The sequence below is a fragment of the Geomonas agri genome, from assembly GCF_020179605.1.
In the GTDB taxonomy this organism is placed as follows: domain Bacteria; phylum Desulfobacterota; class Desulfuromonadia; order Geobacterales; family Geobacteraceae; genus Geomonas; species Geomonas agri.
This window is the reverse complement of sequence record NZ_JAINZO010000002.1, coordinates 605,314-627,897: the sequence shown is the minus strand read 5'-3', so window position 1 is coordinate 627,897 and position 22,584 is coordinate 605,314. Positions and strand designations below refer to the sequence as shown.

The window sequence follows — 22,584 nt, the reverse complement described above, 5'->3', positions numbered from 1 at the left end:
TTGCCTCCCTCCCCGTTGTAATTTCACCTGTAATCATAACCACTTACGGCTAATTTCGCCTTTGGTATTGATCCTGCTCTCATGAGATCAAAAGCAATCACGGGGCCTGCGCCCCAACATACCGAAGGAGAAGATCATGAATCAGAAAGCGGCAATGGCGATGGCAGGTTTTCTGGCGGCACTGGCTGTAGGGCACGATGCCCAGGCGAAGAGCCTGGAGGATATCCTGAAAGAGAAGGGAGTCATCACCGAGGCGGAGTTCAAGGAAGCCTCCAAAGCCAAGCCTTACGATTACAAGCTGGGCAAGGGATTCGTCCTCACCTCGCCGGACCAGAAATTCCAGTTTGTACTGGGCGGGCAGATCCAGGCCCAGTACGAGATGGATGATTACGAGCTGGCCACCAAGCAGGACGTGAGCCAGTTCAACCTGCGGCGCGTCAAGACCCTTCTGAGCGGCTACGCCTTCACCAAGGACCTCACCTACAAGGCCACCTACAACTGGGCCAACGTAGTGAAGGATAACTCCAAGGCGATGGAAGAGGTCAACATGAAGTACCGGGTCGCCGACGAACTGCAGGTGATGTTAGGACAGGAGAAAATCCAGTACTCCAGGCAGTGGATCACCTCCAACACGGCCCAGCAGTTCGTCGACGGGTCCTTCGTCCGGAATGCCTTCATGCAGGGGTACGATATGGGCATCAACCTGCATGGCGACCTTTGGACCGGGATGGTCAAGTACGATGCCGGCATCTTCGGCGGCGCAGGCCAGAACACCAAGAACAAAACCAACGACAATGCGTACAACTTCAGGCTGACCGTAAACCCGCTGGGCGACATGAAATACGGCGAGGGCGACCTGGAATACTCCCAGAAGCCGCTGGTTTCGCTGGGAAGCAGCTACTACCTCAATACCGTGAAAAAGACGGTCGCCGGAACCGGGACCGCGGCGACTTCCGCCATCGACAACAACAACTCCAACTTCGTAACCGATACCAATGGCTGGCTGGGCACGGCAGTGAAGGCGAAATACTTCGGTACCACGGTTGCGGAGGACATCAACGTCGATTCGTGGGAAGCCGATGTCGCCTTCAAGTGGCTGGGTGCGTCGATGCAGGGTGAATACTACTGGGGCAAGGCCGAGGGTGAAACCTCCGGCAAGGAGCTGATCGCCAGGGGCGGCTACGTCCAGGCCGGCTACTTCGTGATACCGCAGCGCCTGGAACTGGCCCTGCGTTACGCCTGGATGGATCCCAACCGCAATGTCTCCAACGACTCCATTTCCGAGATCCAGGGGGCGGTCAACTACTTCCTCTACGGCAACAACCTGAAGATCCAGGGCGATATCGGCAACCGCCACACCTACAAAGGGCAGGTTGACGACCTCGTGGCGCGCGCCCAGGTGCAGCTGCTGTTCTAGGTGACTGGTCAGGTCAAGACGACGCACTAACAGGAGACAAAAATGAAACGCAAAATGATCGTACCGGCACTGCTGTTCGCGGTAGCCCTGCTCATCGTAGTATCCGCGGCCTGGGGAGAGGACTCAAGCAAGAGCTCCTTCCTCTCCGGGGTGCACAAGAAGAACCAGGTAACCTGCGCCGACTGCCACGGGAAAACGCTTACCGTGGACGACAGCGAGACGGCGCTGAACAAGAACTGCAAGGGGTGCCATGGCGGCTTTGCCGAGCTGGCGACGAAAACCAAGGAACACATCAACCCGCACAACTCGCACCTGGGCGAGACCAACTGTACCGCCTGCCACAAGGGGCACGTTGCCTCCAAGGCGTACTGCAACTACTGCCACAGCTTCGCGATGAAGATCCCGGCCATGGGGACCGAGAAAGAATCTACCGACAAGAAGTGGGTGCAGGAAGCGGCACCCGGCAAGAAGGACCTTAAATCGAACCGGATCGAGTCGACCGACGTGGTAGTCATCGGTGCGGGCGGCTCCGGGTACGTCGCCTCCATCACCGCCCACGATGCCGGCGCGAAGGTGATCCTCCTGGAGAAGATGCCCATCACCGGCGGCAACAGCATGCTGGCGGCCGGTGGCATCAACGCCGCCAGGACTCGCTACCAGGAGCGGCTGGGGATGCACGACGACCCGGCCGAGATGGTGAAGGAAACCATGAAGGGGGGGCGTGACAAGAACGACCCCGAACTGGTCAAGGTCCTTGCCTACAAATCCGCCGATGCGGTTGACTTCCTGGTGTCGCTGGGTGCCGACATGACCGACCTGGTACGCTCGGGTGGCGTCGCGGTCGACCGTACCCACCGTCCCGTGGGTGGGGCCGCGGTGGGCCCGCACCTGATCAAGGTGTACCGGGAGAACGCGGCCAAGCGTAACATCGACGTCAGGGTGAACTCCGAGGTGGTACAGATCCTCTCCGACGGAAAGGGGCGCGTCACCGGTGTCCAGGTCAAAGGCAAGCATAGCGGCGTGTACACCATCAACGCCAAGGCCGTGATCGACACCGCGGGCGGCTTCGCCGCCAACAACGAGCTGGTCGGCTCCTACAAGCCGCAGTTCAGGGAAACCGCCTCCTCCAACCAGCCGGGCGCGACCGGCGAAGGGATGTTCCTCGCGGAAAAAGTGGGCGCCAAGCTCATCGACATGGAACAGATCCAGATCCACCCGACCATGGGGGGCGAAACCAAGGTCCTCATCTCCGAAACCGTGCGTGGCAGCGGCGCCATCCTCGTGAACCATGCCGGCAAGCGCTTCGTCAACGAGCTGACCACCCGCGACAAGGCCTCCGCCGCCATCCTGGCGCAGCCTGAGAAGTCGGCCTTCCTGGTCTTGGGCGAGAGCACACGCAAAAGCAACGTCCAGATCGACGGCTACATCGTCCTCGGGCTGGTGCAGCAGGCGGACAGCATCGCCGGCCTGGCGGCCAAGATGGGTGTGCCGGCTGATGCGCTTAGCGCCACGGTGGCAGCCTACAACAAGGCGTTCGAGGCGAAGAAGGATCCGGAATTCCAGCGCCAGGACATCCCGCGCCCGGTGGACGGACCGAAGTACTACGCCATCTGGGTCAAGCCGGGTCGCCACCACACCATGGGCGGCGTGAAGATCAACACCGAGGCGCAGGTGATAGCCAAGGACGGTAAGCCGATCACCGGCTTCTACGCAGCGGGCGAAGTCACCGGCGGCGTGCATGGCTGGAACCGCCTGGGCGGCAACGCCATCACCGACACCGTGGTCTTCGGCAGGATCGCCGGCAGCAACGCGGCAAGTTTCGTGAAAGAAGCGAAATAGGCAGTACCCGTCACAACAGAAGCGCCCTGTGCCGGCAAGCGCAGGGCGCTTCACCATGAGCACAAGGCAGGGCACCATCGGGCAGGGACGGACGTACGGAAGCGAAACCCTGCAAGGACACCGGCATGAAGAACGAAAACCTGTTCCAGTCGCTGTTTCTGATAAATTTCGCCACCAGCCTCGGCTTCGGCATCGCGGATGCCTTCTTCTCCACCTACCTTTTCAGTCTGGGCGGGCGCGGCATCCTGCTGGGCCTGCCGCTCCTCCTCTTCTCCCTTTCCAAGATCGTTTTTGGCCCACCGATGGGGGCCTGCGTGGACCGCTTCGGCCCGAGGACGGCCGTCACGCTCAGCCTTTCTCTCTATCTCCTGGTTTCCATTGGCTACCTTTTAAGTTCCAGCCTGGTGCTCATCACGCTGCTGAGAGTGGTGCAAGGGGGCGCCTGCGCGATGTTCCGTCCCGTGATGTTGTCGCTGGTTGGAGCCACGAGCAGCAACAAAGGGGAGGGGTGCGCCACCGGGACCTTCGACATCTCCTTTTACCTTGCCATCGGGATAGGGCCGCTTCTCGGCGGTGCCCTGCACGACTGGTGCGGTTTCTACGGCATATTCTCCTGCCTTGCACTTCTCTGTCTGTTCGCGCTGACCGTCGCATTGCGGCGCATACCTCGCAACGCTGTGGCAGGCCCGTCCCGAAAGCCGGCTGCGGCCGTGGCACTGCCGGACGCCCTGGAAGCGGCACGCCACGGCGCTATGGGCGGGCTGTTGGTATTCATCTTTGGACGGGGGTGCGGCATTTCGCTGCTGGCGGGCTTCCTGCCCCTTCTGTTGAACGGGCGGCTGGGACTGACCGGCACCCAGACCGGCGTGGTGCTCGCCTCCAGCACCGTCGTGATCAGCTCGCTGCTGCGCCCGGTCGGCCGGTTGTCGGACCGGCTTCCCCGCAAGGGCCTCGTGCTCCTGGGCGGGGTCTCGGTGTCGCTGCTCTATTTCCTGATTCCTGTTGCCCAAGGGTTTCATCAGGTGCTCATGCTGGGGGGCGGGATCGGGCTGTGCAGCGTCCTTTCGCAGCCGGCCAGCACGGCGCTTCTTCTGGAACAGGGCGAGCGTCACGGGACGGGGCTGGCGGTCGGCATCTTCAACACTGCGCTGAACCTGGGATTCGTGGTGGGACCGCTACTTGGGGGATGGTTGCAGAATCATTTCGGGCTCACTGCCGTCTTTTACGCCGCCGGCTGGATCGGCCTGGCGGCAGCGGCCCTTTTCGCAGTCTGTACCATGGTGCGGGAGAAAAGAAACTGCGCCTGCTCACCTGCCTGAAATAACTTCGGGAGCGGCTACCACGGCCGGATCAACACCGTCGCCGTGGTCAGCAGCTCCCGTTTTTCCTTCCTGTCTATCTACTCCTTGATGTTCTTGTCGATCCCGGCGCGACCGTCGTCGCATTCCTCCTCCGGTTCGCTGGGGCGGCTGTAGCGCGGGTCGCTGGTCGCGCTGACGCAGACCGGCGACGGCTCCTCGGCGGCACCCGCTGCGGCGGGGACGTGGTCGTGCTTCCTGCCACCCTCCTTGGGGACGTCCCCCTTGGTCGGTTGCCAGTCGGCCATGTCTCGGAACATGCGGAAACGCTCCATTGCCTCTTGCTCCATCTGCTCGCGCAGTTGCCGCGCCACCTCGGGGTTCTGCTTTTCCAGTGCCTGAAAGCGCACCTCGCCTGAGAGGAACTCTGCCATGCTGCCGTCGGGCTTCTTCGACTCCAGGATGAACGGGTTCTTCCCGTCCAGCTTCAGGAGCGGGTTGTACCGGTACAGCGGCCAGTAGCCGCACTTGACCGCGAGCTGGCTCTCCTCGATAGATTTCCCCATCCCTTTCCGGAGCCCCTGGTTGATGCAGGTCGAATAGGCGATGATGAGCGATGGGCCGGGATAGGCCTCCGCCTCCGTGATCGCCTTCAGTGTCTGGTTCTTGTCGGCGCCGATGGCGATGGACGCGACGTAGACGTAGCCGTAGGTCATGGCCATGCGCCCCAGGTCCTTCTTGGAGGTCCGCTTGCCGGAGGCTGCGAACCGGGCAATGGCGCCCAGTTGGGTGGCCTTGGAGCACTGGCCGCCGGTGTTGGAGTAGAGCTCGGTGTCCATCACCAGGAGGTTCACATCCTCGCCGGTGGAGATGACGTGGTCCAGGCCGCCGAAGCCGATGTCGTAGGCCCAGCCGTCGCCGCCGTAGATCCAGATCGACTTCTTGGTGAACAGGTCGGCAGAGACGGCAATCTGTTGCAGGAGTTCGTTGTCGCCTGCTTTTGGTAGCAGCTCCTTCAATCGCTCGCCGTGGCGTCGGGAGAGTTCCGGGTCCATCATCCCCGCCAGCCAGGCATTAAGCACTTCCCTGAGTTCCCCTTCCGGCAGGCTGTGCACAGCGCGGCGCACCTGGTCGGCTAAAAGGTGCCTGCGCTGAGAAACTGCCATGTGGTAGCCGAAGCCGAACTCGGCGGCATCCTCGAAGAGCGAGTTGTTCCAGGCGGGGCCGTGCCCGTCGGCGTTGGCGCAGTAGGGTGAGACCGGCGCCGAGGCACCCCAGATCGAGCTGCAGCCGGTGGCGTTGGCGATCATCATCCGCTCGCCGAAGAGCTGGGTGACGATCCTGGCGTACGGGGTTTCGCCGCAGCCGGAGCAGGCGCCGGAGAACTCGAGGAGCGGCTGCTGGAGCTGGCTGCCGATCACCGTGGTCCGCTTCACCAGGTGCCCCTTGGGGGAGAGGGTTTCGGCGAACTTGCGGTTTTCCTCCTGAACAGCGGACTGGGTGTCGATCGGCTTCATCACCAGCGCCGGCACCTTGGCGGGGCAGATGTCGGCGCAGTTGCCGCACCCCATGCAGTCCATGGTGTAGACCTGGATCCGGAAGCCCATCCCCTTGAGTTCCTTGGCGTTGACCGGAATCGTCTGGTAAGTCTCGGGGGCGTTGGCCAATTCACCGTCGGTGGCAACGAAGGGGCGGATGGTGGCGTGCGGGCAGATGTACGCGCACTGATTGCACTGGATGCAGTTTTCCTTGATCCACTCGGGGACGTTGATGGCGACGCCTCTTTTTTCGTAGCGCGCGGTGGAGAAGGGGAAAACGCCGTCGGGGGCGAACGAGGAAACCGGCAGGTCGTCACCCTTCTGGCGCAGGATGGGGAAGACCATGTCGCGCATGTAGTCCGGCATCTGCTGGTTGAGGCGGAAGTCGGTGCCGCGCTGGTCGTCGGCGTCGCGCCAGGAATCGGGGTAGGAAATCTCGATCAGGCTCTGCACGGCAAGGTCAACCGCGGCCAGGTTCATCTCCACCACCTGGTCCCCCTTGCGGCCGTACTCCTTGCGGATGGAATCCTTCAGAAGTTCCACGGCCCGCTCGAAGGGGAGGACGCCGGAGAGCTTGAAGAAGGCGGTCTGCATGATCATGTTGATGCGCCCACCCAGCCCGGCGGACTGGGCGATGCTGATGGCGTCCACGTTGTAGAGGCGCACCTTCTTCTGCGCGATGGCGCGGCGCATGGTGGCGGGGAGGTTGGCCTCCATCGCCTCGACGCTGTTCCAGGGGGAGTTGAGCAGGAAGGTGCCACCTTCCCGGATCCCCTCCAGCAGGTCGTAGATCTGCACGTACGGGGCCTTTTGGCAGGAGATGAAATCGGCCGCGTCGACGAGATAGGTAGACTGGATGGGGCTCTCGCCGAAGCGCAGGTGCGAGACGGTGATCCCGCCCGACTTCTTGGAATCGTAGGAGAAGTAGGCCTGGACGTGGAGGTCGGTGTTGTCGCCGATGATCTTGATGGCGGCCTTATTGGCCCCGACGGTGCCGTCGGCGCCCATGCCCCAGAAGCGGCACTGGATGGTTCCCTCGGGCGTGGTGGAGAGGGTGCCTTCGACGGGGAGCGAGCTGTCGCTCACGTCGTCGGTGATGCCGACCGTGAAGTGGCGCTTGCCGGGGTGGCCGGCCATGTTGTCGAAGATGCTCTTCACGTGCACCGGCCGGAATTCCTTGGAGCCCAGGCCATAGCGCCCGGCGTAAAGTTCCGGCATCTCGCCCCCGCGCTCCAGCAAAGCCGTGCAGACGTCCTGGTAGAGCGGCTCGCCCAGCGAGCCCGGTTCCTTGGTGCGGTCGAGCACGGTGATCTTGGCTGCGGTGGGGGGGATGACGGCGAGAAGGGCATCAGCGTCAAAGGGGCGGTACAGGCGCACCTTGACCAGGCCCGCCTTCTCGCCTTGCCCGTTCAGGTACTGCACCACCTCCTCGGTAGTTTCGCACGACGAGCCCATGGTGATGATGACCCGGTCGGCCTCGGCGTGGCCGATGTAGTCGAAGAGGCGGTAGTGCCGCCCGGTCAGCTGTCCCACCCGCTCCATAGTCTCGGTCACCACCTGTGGTAACGCCTGGTAGAAGGGATTAGCCCGCTCGCGTCCCTGGAAGTAGATGTCCGGGTTCTGCGCGGTGCCGCGCAGTTCCGGGTGCTCCGGGTTCATGGCTTTCTTGCGGAAGGCGGCCAGCTTGTCGTGGTTCACCAGCCGGAGCATTTCCTCGGAGTCGATCACCTCGATCTTCTGCACCTCGTGCGAGGTTCGGAAGCCGTCGAAGAAGTGCAGGAAGGGGAGGCTCGCCTCCAGGGCGGCCAAGTGCGCCACCAGGGCGAGATCCATCACCTCCTGCACCGACGACGAGCAGAGCATGGCGAAGCCAGTGGGGCGCGCCGCCATGACGTCCTGGTGGTCGCCGAAGATGGAGAGGGCATGGGTGGCTATGGCGCGGGCCGAGACGTGGAACACGCCGGGAAGCTGCTCCCCGGCGATCTTGTACATGTTGGGGAGCATCAGCAGCAGCCCCTGCGAGGCAGTGAAGGTCGTGGTCAGCGCGCCGGCCACCAGCGACCCGTGCACGGCGCCCGCAGCTCCCGCCTCCGACTGCAGCTCCTTGATGTTGAGGACCTGGCCGAAGACGTTCTTGCGACCCTCCGCCGCCCACTCGTCCGCAACTTCCCCCATCGTTGAGGACGGGGTGATGGGATAGATGGCCGCGGTCTCACTGAGCGCGTAGGCGACATGAGCCGCTGCGGTATTGCCGTCCATGGTTTTCCTGGTTCCACTCATGTGAACAGTCCCCCTTGTCCAGAGATGGCCGCACCCGTCAACTGGCCCGTTCGGCAATAATGGGGACGCAGAGAGGGTGGCGATAATGAAGTTTAATATGCTATCACTAATTTAATGGATGGGAAGAGTGGCATGAGGGGCAGCGGGATCACGAGGGAATTTTCGGGACTGAGCCAAGCTGAGAGAGGATCGTGCGGGATCAGGCGGGCAAGCGAGGGGGGGCAGACGAATCGGCCTGTCCCGGAGGGATTCAGCGCGGCGCCAGTTCGTGGGGCGGTGTGAGCGAGAACCTGTGGAAGATCTCCTCGATCAGGTCGAACAGTGTCGGGTCGAGGCTGCGGTTCTTCTCCAGGACCAGGCGCCGCGGCCTCGACGGTGCGAATCCCTCAACGTGGTGGCTGACCAGCGAACCGTCGGCCAGGTGCGCTGCAACTAGGCTGCGGGAGATGAAGGTGACCCCTTCTCCAGCTTGGACCGCCTTGATGATGAAGGGAATGTCGTCGAAGTAGACAGTGTTGCGGAACTCGGCGGCGTCCCGGCCGATGCTGTGCATGCTCTTTTCCAGGAAGCGCCGGGCGCAGCAACCTGATTTTTTGCAGTACAGGCGCTGGCCGAGCATGGTCTCGACGTCGACCACCTTGGCGTCGATGCCGAAGCCGGGCCTGCTCACGAACACCATATCGTCGTCAGGCAGTGGGTAGACCGCGAACTCATCGAGGTTAAGGTCCTCGCAAAATTCGATCAGTACCAGGTCGTATAGCTTTTCCTTGAGCCCCTTGAGCGCCCCTTCGGGCATGTCGAAGACGAAGCTCAGTTCACTGGTTTCGGAGTTGCGGGACATGAATCGCGTGAAGATGTCGGGGAGGTAGGAGATGCCAAAGGGAGCGGTGCAGCAGAAGGAGATCTTGCGCTTGCGCGCCAGCAGCTGCAGGTCGTAGAGAAATTCCTGCTCCACCTTCAGGACCTGGCGTGCCTTCTCGATCAGCAGGTGCCCGGCGGCGGTCGGTTTCAGTGCGAGCCCAGAGCGGTCCAAGAGGAGTTGGCCGTAATGATCCTCGAGGATCTTGATTCGGCGGGAGACGGCGGACTGGGTGACGCAGAGGATCTCGGCAGCCTTGGAAAAGCTGCCGCATTCGACTGAAACTACCAGGGTTTTCAGATTCGTGAAATCCATGTCAGGTCACCCGGTGGCGTCAGCTATGCGAAACAAGCATAGCCGGTGTGAGAATATGTCGTTTGTGCATATTGCAAAAAACTTATATAGATTGCAACAGCCAATTTGATGAAATACGCTGACTGTCAGTGTGGGAGCTTTAAATACTATTAATTACTATGCCTGTTGTGCATGGTCCTATGAAAAAGTTTCGTTTGAGTAGTTCACCCCATCCTGCGAAGAAGCAACAACGCCGCTGCAAGAGAGGCGACGTGCCTGCTTTTGACATAAAAAGACGGTAGATCCACTGTTTATATGGAGCTGTGCGGTGGCGGGTGCTCCGCCTGCCTGTGTTACACGTTGCTACTGTTCATCTTCTTGTTTCGTTAGTCTTCAAACCAACATTCTTGACCCAAAACGAAAATATTTTAACTTTGTCGGCAATTTTACTTTGACAATGCTAATCGAATGGAAAGGAGGAGTGAAAACGTAAACCCTGTTGGACGCCACTATTTACCCAATCCAAAGGAGGTTGTATGTCGGAAAAGATGATGCAAAAGAGCAGGCTATTGCTGTTCACGCTGCTCGGCCTCGTGGCCGTTGCGGCCCTCAGCATCTGGGGCTGCGGTGGTACTAGCTATGACAGCCCGGCCAGCGGAATTACCACGACCAAAACCACGACCGCACTGATCGAACCCGCGGAACTGAACCAGTGGATCACCGAGGGTAAGTTAAACAAGGCTGGCGGCTATGACCGCGTAGTGGTACTCCAGGTCGATGGGACGGTGACCAACTACGATCTCGGCCACATCGCCGGCTCCCAGAGCGTCGGGCTCAATACCGAACTCGCGCAGACCCGCGTGGAGGGGCCGATGTACACCGGCTCGATGGTTCCCGACGGGACCACCATGGACACGCTTATCCAGCGCGCCGGCATCGATGCCAACACCACAATCGTTTTCACCACCTCCGAGGCCGAGAGCGCGTCGCCCTGGAACCTGACCAGGGGCTACACCGTGTTCCGTTACTGGGGTTTCCCCAAGGAAAGGCTCAAGGTACTCAACGGCGGCAACAAAGCCTGGAAAGCCGCCGGGCTGCCGCTGGTCTTCGACAAGCCCACCATTGCCAGGTCTAGCTACGTGGTCACCCCTAACGGTGTCAACCGCGTCCGTGCTGACCTTAGGGCCTCGCTCTCGGATATGATCGCCGCCGTCGGCGCTGGTACCACCACCAACGATTTCATCGATGGCAGGAGCACGGACGTTCCAGCAGGTCCCACCACTGACCTGATTGACACGACCAAGTACGTCGTCTTCGAAGGTGCCGTCCACGGCGGGCGCAACAAGGCGCACACCCTGCTGCACACAGCTGGCAAATTCAAATCTGTCGACGACGTCAAGACGGCGCTGGCGATTCCCGCCGGCCGCACATCGATCTACACCCTCTGCCGCGCCGGTAACATCGCCTCGGTCCTCTTCTTCGCCGTCGACGGCTACGCCTACTACAACGAGACCTCCGCCGGCACCATGAAAGCGGTCTGGTACGACGGTTCGTGGGGGCAGTGGGGGCTCATGGCCAGCTCCGACAAGGTCGGCACTACCCTCAACGCCGGAGGCCAACTCGTCGTCGGTTCGATCTGGGATACCACCGCCCTGACCGATTCGCGCACCTACAACGTCAACGCCGGGCGCACCATCGTACCCTACCTTTCCAGGATGTTGAGCCCAGAGCCTACCTTTGCAACCGGCAACCAGATCGAGGACTCCGATGCGGCCTATCACAGCCCCATAAGCACCAGCGGCGGCAGCGGCACTAGCGGCGGCGGAGGCGGCTGCTAAGCAAAACCACCGGCAGATTCGAGCACATCAAACGACCACATAGGGAGTAGACGACCATGATCAAGATAAACAAGACCGTCTGTACGGCCCTGCTCGGGCTGGTGCTGGCTAGCGGGACCGCATACGCGGGGCCCAAGATGACCTTCGGCCCCAACGACGAGGGTGCCCTGCAGCTGGACTACAAGGGGCAGTTCCAGATGACCTTCCGGGATATCGGCTCGGGGGACAACAACGAGGACACCACGGCCAACTTCAACTTCCGCCGTAACCGCCTCGCCCTGATGGGCAAGTACGGCGACATGATGTCCCTGTACGTGCAGACCGAGTACACCGACGACCAGAACCTGACCCCCCTGGATGTCTCCAGCGAGAACCAGGGCTCCAACTTCCAGCTTCTGGACGCGGTGGTTCGCTTCAAGATCGACAACGCCTTCCGGGTCAACGTGGGCAAATTCAAGTACAACCTCTCCCGCGAAAACCTGGAAGCGTGCGAGATGCCGCTCACCCTGGACCGCTCGCTCTTCATCCGCGCCCCCTACGTGACCACCCGCGACACCGGGGTCGCCGTCTGGGGTAACCTCTTCAACGACATGTTCCAGTACCGCGTCGACGCAATGGAAGGACGCAAAGCCGTTTCCGGCGAAACCGCGCCAGCCTCGAACTTCCGCTACTCGGCGCGTGCCCATGTGACCCTGCTCGACCCGGAAAACGACTATGGCTACAAGGGGACCTACTTGGGCAAGAAGAAGGTCGCTACCTTCGGCGCCGCCTACCAATTCGAGCCTGAGATTGCCTATGCCGACACCGTTGCCAGGACCGGCAAGAAGGATTACAAGGCCTGGACCTTTGACGGCTTCGTGGAGTACCCGGTCGAGGCGGTGGGAACCTTCACCGTTTCCGGTGCTTATGAAAAGATCGACCTCGACCATGCCTACCTGGGCGACAATCCTGACCCCAACGTGGTCGGCATCAACGGGGAGAAGAACGGCTACTACGTGAAAGCCGGCTACATGCTCCCCAACATCCCGCTGCAGCTCTTCGTGCGCCACGAGAACTGGAAGTTCGCGAACCTGAACGGCATCTACAACCAGCGCATTTTCTGGACCGGCGGCGGCATGAACTACTACCTGCGCGACCAGAACCTGAAGCTCACCTTCGAGGCCAACTCCACCGGCTTCCAGAACGGCAGCGGCACCACGGCCGACGGAACCGAGGACTTCATGACCTACGTGACCCAGCTCCAGGTAATCTTCTAACCACTGACAACCAAGGGGGGACTGGCTCCGCCAGGTGCCAGTCCCCCTCGGCTTAAAGGAGGAAAAGCGATGTTAGCAAAAGCGATGAGAATAGCAGCAGCGACACTGGCCGTGCTGAGCGTGGCGGCCATGGCCTTCGCGGCGGGACCTGCCAAGGGCAAGGTAACCAAGGTGGATGGCGAGCAGGTCACGGTGACCCTGGAGGGGGCTCCCCCGGCATTCGTGAAAAAAGGCGCCTCTGTCTCGGCCGCCGGCGGCTCTCCCAAGGTGGTCGCCGTGCAGGGGAACGAGGTTACCCTGAAGTTCGGGAAGGCTAAGGCGGAGAAGATGAAAGTGGACTCCCCGGTGTCGATCACGGAGTGCGAAGGGGACGAACTGCAGGGTTGCTAACGAAAAGTGCGGCCCGCCACGGCGGGCGCACGCACCGGCAAATCACAGGCTGAACGGGAGTACCCATGAACCTGACTATTGTGCGGGGTGGCCTAGCCGCCGCCCTTCTTTTGGGGGTGCTGACGGCACCCTCTTTTGCGGGAAAAGCCGGCATCGGCTGGCAGGATACCATCGCGGCCAAATCGGGCAAGGCGAAGACGCTCGCCGAGCTGGCCAAGATGTACGACTCGAGTTCCTGCGTGGAATGCCACCAGGAGCAGCATGACCAAGCCTCCAAGTCGATCCACTCGCGCTCCCTCTTTGGAACGGCGCGCACCGCGATGACCATCATGACCACCATCGAGAACGGCCTGATGGAAGAGCCGTATTCGGGGGTGAAGAGTCCCAAGGACGTTAAGGTCGAGCACCTGATGGGGTGTGCCAAGTGCCACCTGCCGCAGCTGGCCGACGCCGAAGACTCGGTGGCCCAGGAGCTGGTGACCACCCTGTATGGCTGGAAGGAGGCTCGCGCCAAGAAAGACAAGGAGGGGGCCAAGAAGCTGGAGGAGAAGCTGAAGAGCGTCTCCATCAACTGCCTGGTCTGTCACAACAGGAATGCCATCACCCACAAGTGGCAGGACGGCTATCCCAAGGCGGGGGTAGTCTACGGTTCCAAGGACGGCGACCATCCTTCGGACAAGTTCCCCAAGATGGCCAAGAGCCCGATCATGGACCAGGCCATCCAGTGCGGCCAGTGCCACGGCCTGGGGCCGAACCTGGAGCTCGACGAGCCGACCCAGTGCTGCACGTCCTACGGCAGCTACCTCTGGGTCTACAAAGCCGAGGTCGGCCAGGAGAACTGCCAGGACTGCCACATGAAGAACTCCAAGCTCGGCCACAACATCCAGGCCTATCGCGATGCGGCCATGAGCGACAAGGCGGTCGAGTTCAAGGCGGAGGCCTTCGGGTACTACTGGCGCGACGGTGCCAAGATCAGGCCCAGGGCGGTGGTCAAGGTCGAGATGCTGAACAAGGCGGGACATTCAATCCCCGACGGCTGACCGACCCCCAACCGACTGGTTCTGTCGGTAATCGGAAAGACCAAAGACGGCAAGGAAGTGTTCAACCAGGAGAAAATTTACATGCCGGTCCCGCAGCAGCTGGGCCGCGGTGACCGGATGGGGCGCGGCCCCTACGAGAAGAGCGGCCTGATCGAGGACACCGGGCTTCCCCCGGGCAAGCTCGTGAAGGAGCGCTTCGAGATCTTCTACCCGCTGGAAGAGGTGGAAGTGAACGGCAAGACGGTCGAGAAGCCGGCCGCGTACGACCTCGACGTGGAAGTGAAGCTGACGTATCTCCCCTTCGGCACTCCCAACAGCGATCCTTTCGTCTGGAAGGAGTTCACCAAGAGGGTGAGCATCAGTCAGAGCGGCAAGTAACATAAAGAGATGGTTCCTGGTTTGTGATGGCCGGCATCCTCCGTGATGCCGGCTTTTTTTGTGTACGGCTCATGAAAGGTTTTGGAGAATGGTCTTAATGTCGCTATAATGCGCGGGAGTCCAGGGGAAGAAGCAACGGGTGACATGAAAGCGACTGGGAGCATGAAAACAAAAGCGGTAAGCGCAGGCGGTATCCTCCGCCGCATGTTGCTCCTTTCCGTGGTGCCCGTCCTGGCGCTCGCCGGCTGCAACGGCAAGAGCGCGGCGGGAGGGGGCTGCCTCGCCTGTCACGCCGGCATCGAACACGCCTCGGCAACGCACCGCGACTGTGTCGCCTGCCACGGCGGCGACGGTAAGGCCACCGAGAAGCAGGTCGCCCACCGTGGCATGCTGGGACGCAGCAACCCCTCCGCGCCGGAACACTGGGACAAAAGCTGCGGCTCCTGCCACCAGTACCAGCTGGACCGGGTTAAGTCGAACCTGATGTACACGACGACCGGGATGATCCGAAACATCCGGCTCACCTGGGAAGGGCCGGAAGAGGGGGAGTACGCCAGCCGCGCCGGCGAGGTCTACGATCCCGCCGGCAAACCGCTGCGGCTCAAGCCGGTGGCGGAACTCGACCACGTTTCCGGGGAGCTGTACCGTAAGTTCTGCTCCCAGTGCCACGTGGCACGGGAGAGCGGGGAGGTCTACGGCGCGAGCCACGCCTCGGGATGCGCCGCCTGCCATTTCCCCTACAACGACCGCGCCGTCTACCGTGGGGGGGACGCCACCGTGCGGGGGCGCGGGACGTACGCGGCGAGCCACGCCATGGAGCGGCTCCCGGGCAACGAGGTTTGCTCCCGTTGCCACAACAGAAGCGGGCGCATCGCCTACTCCTACCAGGGACTGAACGACGGCAACAACTCGCTGGTGCCGACCCGCTTCGGATTGCCGGGCCCCCAGCTTGCCAGTGGCAACAGGAACCTGACCCGCATCGCCCCGGACGTCCACTTCGCCGCCGGGATGGATTGCATCGACTGCCACACCTCGCGCGACCTGATGGGGGACGGCTACTCGCACCGCAACATGTACCTGCAGACCGAGATCGCCTGCGAGGACTGCCACGGCGGTGCCAAGCCTCCCCGCTACCGCGAGATCGCCAGCGAAAGCGACGAGGCGCTCCGCGAGTCACAGGGGTACCGGATGCAGATGCGGCAGGGGATGAAAATGATCCTCACCGCCAAGGGGCGCGCCTACTCCAACGTCTTCTACAAGGACGGCGCGGTCTGGGTGCTGGGCAAGCGCAGCGGCAGGCTGTTCAAGAGCCGGGTTATCACCGGGACCCCGGAGCACACCGTGGTCGGCCACGGTCGCATGGAATGCTATTCCTGCCACAGCCGCACCGTGGTCCAGTGCTACGGCTGCCACACCAGCTACGACAAGACCCGGTCCGCCATGGATTACGTCAAGGGGGTGCCGACCCCGGGGCGCTTCAGTGAGAAGGAGGATTACCGGATGCTCTATCCCTTCCCGCTGGCCCTGAACCAGCGCGGCAGGATCTCCACGGTGACACCCGGGTGCCAGACCTTCGTGAGCGTGGTGGAGCCGGACGGGAGCCTTTCCAAAAACGAGTACGTGGCGCGCTTCAAGGGGAAACAACAGCTTCGCTTTGCACCCTTTTATTCGCACAACACCGGGAAGAAGGCGATCGGTTGCGGCGAGTGCCACGGCAACCCGGCGTTCCTCGGTTTCGGACAGCACGTGGTCTCCGGCAGGAACATCGAGGGGACTATGATCTGCGAACAGTCGGCGGACAAGCCGCTGGATGGCTTTCTGACACTGCAAGAGGGTAAGGTACGAGCCTACTCCGCCATCACCCGCGAGCACTCCCGTCCCCTCAACGCAGCCGAGGTGCGGCGCGCCTTGGCGGTCAACCTCTGCCTGGTCTGCCACGATAAGGCGGGCGACCCTATATATCGAAAGGAGCTGGACCATCGTGCGCTCAATGATGCGTTGCATCGTCGCCTTATGCCTGCTCCTTAGCGCAGCGCTGGCGCTGGCCGGGGAGAACTGCACCGTCTGCCACAAGAAGGTGGTCAAGGGGGTACACCGGGGGCTGCCCTGTCTCTCCTGCCACCTGGACGAGACTAAAACCCTCGCCAACCCCGCCTCCCGCGAGAGCGGCGCTGCCGGCTGCGTCGGCTGTCATAAGGGGTACGCCGCGCTTTTCAATCAGGCGATGGGGAGCCGACGGGGGGAAGTCGAATTCGTAGCGGCGAGCTATGGCCAGGCTGACCGGGGCTTTTTCACCAAGAACTGCGGCGCCTGCCACCTGAAGGGGTGCAACGACTGTCATGCCGCCAAGGGGCACGACATCGGCAAACCGCGCGACCGCGACTGCTTCGCCTGCCACAAGGGGTACTTCGTCGGGACCGACTACTACGGGATGGCGCCGCGCGAGGACAGCATGCGCTACCAGCGCGGCGAGGTGGCCTATGGCGAGGCATACCTGAAGATGACCCCGGACCTGCACGCGGAGGCAGGACTTGTCTGCGGCGACTGCCATTCCATGGCGAGTCTCGTCGCCGGGCGCAAGTCGGCCAAGGGTTGTCGGGATTGCCACGAACCGAAGCGAAGCGTGCCGGAGCACCGCATCGCGGCGCACCTGGAGAAGATGGAATGCTGGGCCTGCCACTCGGCCTGGGCCGCGCAGGAGTACGGCACCTTCTTCCTGCGCTTCACCAACAGTCCCTCGCAGGATCTGTACGGGCTGCGGCGGGACCAGGGCGCCGAGGAGTACCTGAAAAGCGCTTACCTGCGGCGCCAGGACGCACCGCCGCTCGGGTTGAACGGGAGGGGCATGGTGAGCCCGATAAGACCGGAGTTCATCGCCTACTTCACCGACGTGAGGAACGATCGGGCGATCTGGGACGAAAACCGGCTCCTGGCGGCGCGGTGGAAGGCGTTTTTTCCACACACGGTGCGCCGGGGCACGGTGATGTGCGAGGGGTGCCACGACAACCCGCGTCGTTTCTTGCGGGAGCCCAAAGGGGACCGGATCTACCAGTTGCAGGCCGAGGGTATGACGCTTGCCTCGTTCTGGGACGCGACCGGGCAGCAGGTCAGTAACGGTTCCTTCTACCCGGAGCGGCGCTACCTGGAACTGAATCGAAAGAGCACGGCCTATCGGAGGGCCTACCTGGAAAAATGGCAGAACTTGGTCAATCACGTCGAACCTTCCTCGGTACCCTGATCGCGCTGGCGGCGGGGGGATGGTTCCTGGGGAAGTTCCTGACCCCGCGCGGCAAACGCAAGAGGACGCTGCTCACCGTGGCCAAGGCGGAACTCCCGCGCGACGGTGCCCTGGTGTACCGCGAGGCACGCATCGCACTTCTGGACCGGGGCGGGCGGGTCTACGCGTTGGACCTGGTCTGCACCCATCTTGGCTGCACGGTCAACGTCACCCCCGCCGGCCTGGTCTGCCCCTGCCATGGCTCCGAATTTGACCGCGAGGGGAAGGTGCTGAAGGGCCCCGCGGACCGGGCGCTGCAGCGCTATGAAGTGGAACTGGTGGGAGAGACCTATCACGTGCATGTGTAGGGGCGAATAATCATTCATCCTGCCTCTTCCGCAAGGGAGGAAGAAGTCGGCGAGGCAGGGAACGCAGGTGGTACAGGTTAAACAGCGGGAGCAACTGATTTGATCGAGGACTTCCTCAAACATCTCTTTCCGAGGGCGGTGCTGCAACGAAACCTCACCCTCTCCTACACCCTCTGCCTTGGAGGGCTGGCCTTCACCTGCCTGCTCCTTTTGGCCGCCACGGGGCTGCTGCTCCTTTTCTACTACCAACCGACCCCGGCCGCGGCGTACCCGTCGATCCTGCTCCTGGAGTCCTCGGTCTGGGGTGGGCGCTACCTGAGAAGCCTGCATCGGCTCGCGAGCCACTTCTTCCTGGTGCTGATCGTCTTGCACACCCTGCGGGTCATCCTGACCGGCGCCTATCAAAAGCCCCGACAGTTGAACTGGCTGGTCGGTTGCGCCCTCTTTTTCCTGGCGGTGTTCGAAGGGTACACCGGCTACCTCCTCCCCATGGACCAGCTCGCCCTCTGGGCCACCCAGACCGGGATGGAGCTGCTGCACATCATGCCGCTGGGCGGGGCGCTGCGCGCCACACTGGTGCCGGACGGCGTTGGTGAACCTGCCTCTCTGCTGCGCTTCTACGTGCTGCACATCCTGATGATCCCGGGAGCGCTTCTGTTTCTGAGCGGGCTCCACTTCTACCGGATCAGGAAGAACAAGGGGGTGCTCCCCTACCTATGAAACGAGGCTACGTAAAGAGTTCGCCGCACTTCTTCCGGCTCATCAAGATCGCGCTGGCCCTGACGGTAGTGACCCTCATGGCCCTTGCCACGCTGGTCCCGGCTCCCCTGCAGGAACAGGCGAACCTCGCCCGCGTCCCCAATCCGGTCAAGTCTGCCTGGTTCCTGCTCTGGATCCAGGAACTGGTCAGCTACTCCAAATACCTCATCTACCTGGTGCTGGCGCTGGCCGCGTGTTTCGTCGCTCTTCCCTGGCTCACCCGCTCGACGCCCGACTCCGCCCGCTGGTTCCCCCGCGAGTGCCGGGCCGTCAACTGCGCGGCACTCGCTATCGCCATCCTGGTGTTGGCGCTGACTTTCGTGGCCATGTTCTGCAGAGGTGCCAATTGGCAGTTCGTGTCCCCCTTCTGATCGCGCTCGGTCTCGTGGTGGCCCCGGTGGCCGTGCAGGGAGCCGTGCGACCCTCCTGCCTCAAGTGCCATCCTGCGCACTACAGTTCCCTGGGCAGCTGCGTGGGTTGCCACGGTGGCGACCCGCGCTCGGACCGGCCGCGCATCGCCCACCACGACCTGGTGCCGGGGCGCTTTGCCTGGTTTACTGTGCCCGGCTCGGCGCCTACGCGGCGTGGGCGCGACCTCGTGGAGCAGTTTGCCTGCCGGCGTTGCCACATTCTGGCGGGGAAGGGGAACCGGCTCGCCGCGGACCTGGACCGGCTCCCGGCAGGGACCACGGCGCAGACGATCTTTGAGGCGATCGGCAACCCGGCGCTGTTGATGCCCCAGTTTCACTTTAACGAGCGACAGAAAACGGACCTGGTGAATGCGGTACTGGCGGGGGCACGGGAGGAAAGGGCGAAGGGGGGACGCGGTAAGGAAGAATCACCCCAGGTGGTGCATTTCCAGGATGGGGACACCCGTAGGGACAACGTCTTCGAGAAGCGCTGCGGCGCCTGTCACCGGGCGCTCACGCGTACCCTTGGGGGGCTGGGCCACGGCGCCATCGGCCCCAACCTCTCCGGATTCTTGTCGGAGTTCTACCCGAAGACGGCCGAGGGGCGCACCCCCTGGAGCCAGGCTGCCCTGAAGAAATGGCTGGACAACCCGAGACAAAGCCGGGCGCAGACCCAGATGCGGCCGGTAACCCTGCCGGAAGGAGATCTGGAAAAGCTGGTGGGGATTCTGACGGACCGGCAGGGGCGATAAATAAAGATGCCCCGCCGAGTACCGGGCCCGGCGGGGCTTTCCCTCCCCGGCTCAAGGAGGTGAGAGGTGGGGTGGATTCGTTAGCCGCGCACGATCTCCTCGAGGTTCGCGGCTATGGTGGTCGAGGTCGCGGCCTGTTCCTCGGACGCCGTGGCGATCTGCCCGATGACGTGTTCGATCTGCTCGATGGAGTTGACGATGTTGACGAGCGAGCTGTCGACCTGGTGCGAGAGCGCCTCGCTCACCTCGGCCTCGCTCTTGCCACGCTCGATCGATTCCACCGCCAAGGCGGTTTCCTTCTGGATCTCCTCGACCATGAGCCGGATTTCCTTGGTGGAGGCGACGGTGCGATCCGCCAGGCGGCGCACCTCGTCGGCCACCACGGCGAAGCCGCGTCCCTGTTCGCCGGCCCGGGCAGCCTCGATGGCGGCGTTCAGCGCCAGCAGGTTGGTCTGGTCGGCGATATCATTGATGACCGAAACGAATTCCCCGATCTTCGCCGATTTTTCCCCCAAGTTCCCGACGATCTCCGCCGAATCCCTGACGATCTCAGCCACCTTGCGCATCTCGCTCACGGCCTGGCTCACCACGCTCTGTCCCTCGCGGGCGTTGCCTGCCACCTCGGCGGCGGAGTCGGCGGCGTTGACCGTGTTGCGTGCCACCTCGTTCACCGTCATGCTCATTTCCTCCATGGCGGTGGCGATCTGGGTCACCCGCGTCTCCAGGTACTCCTTGCGCTCGATGGCGTCGTGCTGGTGCTGCGCGACCGCCTTTTCGGCGGTGATGTCGTTCCAGCAGGCCATGTAATAGAGCACCTTGGAAGGATCGCGGCTGTCCCAGATGGGGTAGGTGGAGGTGCGCAGGGTTACCTCGCCGATGGGGATCTCGGCGGTGTGGGGCATCCGGCCGCGCGGCTCACCGAAGATGCCGCGAATACGAGCCGGGTCTTTGTGGAACTGGTGGATGCTGTTCCCCTCGGCGTTGGCGACGTCGGCACCGCGCAGTCCCGCGTTCAACTGGCCGCGGAACTGCTGCATCAGGGCGCGGGCAGGCTTGTTCATGTAGATGATCTTGTTCTCGTGGCTGGTGTCGCAGAGCATGACGATGTTGTCGACGTTGTCGAGCATCTGGGCCATCTTTGCGATTTCCACCGCCTGTTCGTCCACCTTCGACTGACAGGAGTTGCCGAAAAGTTTCATGAGTTCTCCCTCCGCGCCTGGCCAGGCGCCGCTTCGGTAGTGCCTACCCCGGCGCAGCATTGCGCGGGGAGACGCATGGGTCAGATATCTTCATCGGCAGGAAAAGCTAAAGCTTTAATGTGAGGCAGTAGTATTCACCGTTTTTATGTGGGACTTTACGCGACTGGCGTTACGCAGCTTCCCTTCACGTTGGCTCATGTTAAAATCCTCTACTGTTAATTTTAAGCGGGGAACTTGCCTGAGGGCGGTATCATAGCGCACGGCAGCCAGTCTGACGCGGCAGCCGTCGACAGGAGGCGGGGATGCACGAAGCGATCATCGTTTTTTCCCACCTGCGCTGGAGCTTCGTCTACCAGCGTCCGCAGCAGCTGCTGGCGCGCATGGCGGAACGCCGCCGCGTCATCTTCTTCGAGGAACCGGTGCTGGACAGGGAGTCGGATCCTTTTCTGGAGTGCACCAACCCGGCCCCTGGCGTGCTGGTTTGCCGTCCGCACACCCCCGTGGAGCGACCGGGATACGACGACGAACAGATTTCCTGCCTGACCCCGCTACTCGAGGAACTCCTGCACGAGGAGCGGCTGGAGCGTTACGTGGCCTGGTTCTACACTCCGATGGCGCTGCCGCTCGCGGCCACCCTCAAGCCCCGCCTGGTGGTGTACGACTGCATGGACGAACTCTCCGGGTTCCTCGATGCCCCAAAGGAGTTGGCGCAGCGGGAGCGCGCGCTGCTGGAGCTGGCGGACTTGGTCTTCACCGGCGGCCCCAGCCTATACCGAGCCAAGCAGCGCCACCACGCGCGGGTCTACTGTTTCCCGAGCAGCGTCGATGCGGCCCACTTCGGCCTCGCCTGCGACCCCGACATTGAGCACGAAAGCCAGCGCCCCCTGCCGCGCCCGCGTCTGGGTTACTTCGGGGTCCTGGACGAGCGGCTCAACCTCCCCCTGCTGTACGCGCTGGCCTTGTCGCACCCGGAATGGCAGATCGTCATGGTGGGGCCGGTGCTGAAGATCTCCCCCGAGACCCTGCCCCGGCGCGACAACATCAGCTACTACGGCCAGCAGGAGTACGCCCAGTTGCCTTGCTTCCTGGCCGGCTGGGATGTCTGCCTGATCCCCTTCGCCCTGAACGAAGCGACCCGCTTCATCAGCCCCACCAAGATATTGGAGTACATGGCGGCAGAAAAACCTGTGGTAAGCACACCAATCACGGACGTGGCCGAGCCCTACGGCGACATAGTCTTCATCGGGGATGGTATCGAGAGTTTCATCGCCGGGTGCGAAGGCGCCCTCGCGTTGACCGAGGCGAAGCAGCAGGAGATGGTGCGGGCGATGCGGGAGGTGGTGGCGGGGACCTCGTGGGATGCCACGGTCCGCTCCATGGAGGAACTGCTGGCGGCTACGCGGCCACCACACCGGTAGCGGACCCAAGCCAGGCAGCAGGAAAGAAGAAGGC

17 protein-coding genes are annotated in these 22,584 nt (G+C 62.6%); 14 read left to right on the top strand and 3 right to left on the bottom strand.

Annotation, left to right across the window (positions count from 1 at the left end; all coding sequences use genetic code 11):
- The first annotated feature begins 136 nt into the window (after positions 1–136).
- The 3 genes from K7R21_RS14235 (at position 137) to K7R21_RS14225 (ending at position 4,575) form a co-directional block, all read left to right on the top strand.
- A complete protein-coding gene (locus tag K7R21_RS14235; protein WP_224983956.1) occupies positions 137–1,417 on the top strand; it encodes a porin in 1,281 nt (426 codons plus the stop codon).
- A 42-nt stretch (positions 1,418–1,459) separates the two neighbouring features.
- Positions 1,460–3,256, top strand: coding sequence for a flavocytochrome c (locus K7R21_RS14230; RefSeq protein WP_224983955.1), 1,797 nt, complete (start codon positions 1,460–1,462; stop codon positions 3,254–3,256).
- A gap of 125 nt (positions 3,257–3,381) precedes the next feature.
- Positions 3,382–4,575, top strand: a complete 1,194-nt coding sequence (locus K7R21_RS14225) for an MFS transporter (RefSeq protein WP_224983954.1) — start codon at positions 3,382–3,384, stop codon at positions 4,573–4,575.
- An 80-nt stretch (positions 4,576–4,655) separates the two neighbouring features.
- Here K7R21_RS14225 and nifJ read toward each other — a convergent pair whose 3' ends face one another.
- Positions 4,656–8,372, bottom strand: a complete 3,717-nt coding sequence (nifJ, locus tag K7R21_RS14220; RefSeq protein WP_224983953.1) for a pyruvate:ferredoxin (flavodoxin) oxidoreductase — start codon at positions 8,370–8,372, stop codon at positions 4,656–4,658.
- Between the two features lie 250 nt (positions 8,373–8,622).
- Positions 8,623–9,546, bottom strand: coding sequence for a LysR family transcriptional regulator (locus K7R21_RS14215; protein WP_224983952.1), 924 nt, complete (start codon positions 9,544–9,546; stop codon positions 8,623–8,625).
- A gap of 515 nt (positions 9,547–10,061) precedes the next feature.
- Between K7R21_RS14215 and extH the strand changes: the two genes are divergently transcribed.
- From extH to extS, 10 genes are all read left to right on the top strand, one after another.
- A complete protein-coding gene (gene extH / locus K7R21_RS14210) occupies positions 10,062–11,363 on the top strand; it encodes a selenite/tellurite reduction operon rhodanese-like protein ExtH (protein WP_224983951.1) in 1,302 nt (433 codons plus the stop codon).
- A gap of 56 nt (positions 11,364–11,419) precedes the next feature.
- Positions 11,420–12,619, top strand: a complete 1,200-nt coding sequence (gene extI, locus K7R21_RS14205; protein ID WP_224983950.1) for a selenite/tellurite reduction operon porin ExtI — start codon at positions 11,420–11,422, stop codon at positions 12,617–12,619.
- A 69-nt stretch (positions 12,620–12,688) separates the two neighbouring features.
- Positions 12,689–13,009 (top strand): selenite/tellurite reduction operon protein ExtJ, encoded by a 321-nt coding sequence (gene extJ, locus K7R21_RS14200; protein WP_224983949.1) that lies wholly within the window; start codon positions 12,689–12,691, stop codon positions 13,007–13,009.
- A 65-nt stretch (positions 13,010–13,074) separates the two neighbouring features.
- Entirely contained in the window at positions 13,075–14,427 is a 1,353-nt protein-coding gene (extKL, locus tag K7R21_RS14195) for a multiheme c-type cytochrome (seleno)protein ExtKL (RefSeq protein ID WP_263630715.1), read from the top strand.
- A gap of 204 nt (positions 14,428–14,631) precedes the next feature.
- Positions 14,632–16,455 (top strand): selenite/tellurite reduction operon c-type cytochrome ExtM, encoded by a 1,824-nt coding sequence (gene extM / locus K7R21_RS14185; RefSeq protein WP_404813673.1) that lies wholly within the window; start codon positions 14,632–14,634, stop codon positions 16,453–16,455.
- A complete protein-coding gene (gene extO, locus K7R21_RS14180; protein ID WP_224983945.1) occupies positions 16,409–17,665 on the top strand; it encodes a selenite/tellurite reduction operon b-type cytochrome iron-sulfur cluster-binding subunit ExtO in 1,257 nt (418 codons plus the stop codon). The genes extM and extO overlap by 47 nt, the downstream gene beginning before the upstream one ends.
- On the top strand, positions 17,620–18,012 hold the full coding sequence (locus K7R21_RS14175) for a QcrA and Rieske domain-containing protein (protein WP_224983944.1): 393 nt from the start codon (positions 17,620–17,622) through the stop codon (positions 18,010–18,012). The genes extO and K7R21_RS14175 overlap by 46 nt, the downstream gene beginning before the upstream one ends.
- Before the next feature lie 99 nt (positions 18,013–18,111).
- On the top strand, positions 18,112–18,732 hold the full coding sequence (locus K7R21_RS14170; protein ID WP_224983943.1) for a cytochrome b N-terminal domain-containing protein: 621 nt from the start codon (positions 18,112–18,114) through the stop codon (positions 18,730–18,732).
- Positions 18,729–19,142 (top strand): selenite/tellurite reduction operon b-type cytochrome membrane protein ExtQ, encoded by a 414-nt coding sequence (extQ, locus tag K7R21_RS14165; RefSeq protein ID WP_224983942.1) that lies wholly within the window; start codon positions 18,729–18,731, stop codon positions 19,140–19,142. The genes K7R21_RS14170 and extQ overlap by 4 nt, the downstream gene beginning before the upstream one ends.
- Positions 19,118–19,933: a selenite/tellurite reduction operon c-type cytochrome lipoprotein ExtS gene (extS, locus tag K7R21_RS14160; RefSeq protein ID WP_224983941.1), complete on the top strand. Its 816-nt coding sequence runs from the start codon at positions 19,118–19,120 to the stop codon at positions 19,931–19,933. The genes extQ and extS overlap by 25 nt, the downstream gene beginning before the upstream one ends.
- An 80-nt stretch (positions 19,934–20,013) precedes the next feature.
- Here the strand turns inward: extS and K7R21_RS14155 are convergent, their stop codons facing one another.
- Positions 20,014–21,132, bottom strand: coding sequence for a methyl-accepting chemotaxis protein (locus K7R21_RS14155; protein ID WP_224983940.1), 1,119 nt, complete (start codon positions 21,130–21,132; stop codon positions 20,014–20,016).
- Between the two features lie 302 nt (positions 21,133–21,434).
- Between K7R21_RS14155 and K7R21_RS14150 the strand changes: the two genes are divergently transcribed.
- Positions 21,435–22,550: a glycosyltransferase gene (locus K7R21_RS14150; protein ID WP_224983939.1), complete on the top strand. Its 1,116-nt coding sequence runs from the start codon at positions 21,435–21,437 to the stop codon at positions 22,548–22,550.
- The last annotated feature ends 34 nt before the right edge of the window (positions 22,551–22,584 follow it).

What these genes read in the sequence shown, in the direction of transcription:
- extH (WP_224983951.1), top strand. Translation starts at nt 10,062, where the DNA reads ATGTCGGAAAAGATGATGCAAAAGAGCAGGCTATTGCTGTTCACGCTG.
- K7R21_RS14150 (WP_224983939.1), top strand. Translation starts at nt 21,435, where the DNA reads ATGCACGAAGCGATCATCGTTTTTTCCCACCTGCGCTGGAGCTTCGTC.
- K7R21_RS14230 (WP_224983955.1), top strand. Translation starts at nt 1,460, where the DNA reads ATGAAACGCAAAATGATCGTACCGGCACTGCTGTTCGCGGTAGCCCTG.
- K7R21_RS14175 (WP_224983944.1), top strand. Translation starts at nt 17,620, where the DNA reads ATGGCAGAACTTGGTCAATCACGTCGAACCTTCCTCGGTACCCTGATC.
- extJ (WP_224983949.1), top strand. Translation starts at nt 12,689, where the DNA reads ATGTTAGCAAAAGCGATGAGAATAGCAGCAGCGACACTGGCCGTGCTG.
- K7R21_RS14225 (WP_224983954.1), top strand. Translation starts at nt 3,382, where the DNA reads ATGAAGAACGAAAACCTGTTCCAGTCGCTGTTTCTGATAAATTTCGCC.
- nifJ (WP_224983953.1), bottom strand. Translation starts at nt 8,372, where the DNA reads ATGAGTGGAACCAGGAAAACCATGGACGGCAATACCGCAGCGGCTCAT.
- extQ (WP_224983942.1), top strand. Translation starts at nt 18,729, where the DNA reads ATGAAACGAGGCTACGTAAAGAGTTCGCCGCACTTCTTCCGGCTCATC.
- K7R21_RS14215 (WP_224983952.1), bottom strand. Translation starts at nt 9,546, where the DNA reads ATGGATTTCACGAATCTGAAAACCCTGGTAGTTTCAGTCGAATGCGGC.
- K7R21_RS14155 (WP_224983940.1), bottom strand. Translation starts at nt 21,132, where the DNA reads ATGAAACTTTTCGGCAACTCCTGTCAGTCGAAGGTGGACGAACAGGCG.
- extI (WP_224983950.1), top strand. Translation starts at nt 11,420, where the DNA reads ATGATCAAGATAAACAAGACCGTCTGTACGGCCCTGCTCGGGCTGGTG.
- K7R21_RS14235 (WP_224983956.1), top strand. Translation starts at nt 137, where the DNA reads ATGAATCAGAAAGCGGCAATGGCGATGGCAGGTTTTCTGGCGGCACTG.
- extM (WP_404813673.1), top strand. Translation starts at nt 14,632, where the DNA reads ATGTTGCTCCTTTCCGTGGTGCCCGTCCTGGCGCTCGCCGGCTGCAAC.